Raw genomic sequence first — 466 nt, 5'->3', positions numbered from 1 at the left:
GTTCCGTGATGTCACGCACCTCCTTTTCTGATGCCGTCCGCCCTAACCCATAGAGTTCTCCAGCCACCTTCCGTAGCCCTATATCGGCTGCCGGTATGCAGTCCGAATATCCCAATCCACGCATCAGGACATACTCCGCAGTCCATCGACCTATTCCTCGGAATTTCAGGAGATGACTGATCGCCTGCTCCTGTGGCAGAGCGCGGATTGCATCAAAATTGAGCCGCCCGTCGACCACGGCTGCGGAAACAGCGGCGATGTACCCCGATTTCTGGCGGCTGAACTGTAGGGCCGCTAACTTCTGCTGATCGGCCAGGAGAACCTGCTCTGGCTCCGGAAATACGGGATACAGGTGACCGTCCATTCGAACCTGATCCCCGCAGTGTTCCAGAAAGCGGTATTTGAGACGACGCGCGAAGGCAACATGAATCTGCTGACCGATAATGGCCCAGATGAGAGATTCGTA

1 pseudogene is annotated in these 466 nt (G+C 56.0%); it reads right to left on the bottom strand.

The annotated features are described in order from the left end of the window. Positions 1-466, bottom strand: a pseudogene (locus HAP95_RS05690) (DNA-3-methyladenine glycosylase); the annotation flags it as partial.

It is taken from the genome of Acidithiobacillus sulfurivorans, from assembly GCF_018853815.1.
In the GTDB taxonomy this organism is placed as follows: Bacteria; Pseudomonadota; Gammaproteobacteria; order Acidithiobacillales; family Acidithiobacillaceae; genus Acidithiobacillus; species Acidithiobacillus sulfurivorans.
This window is presented reverse-complemented; position numbering and strand designations above follow the sequence as displayed.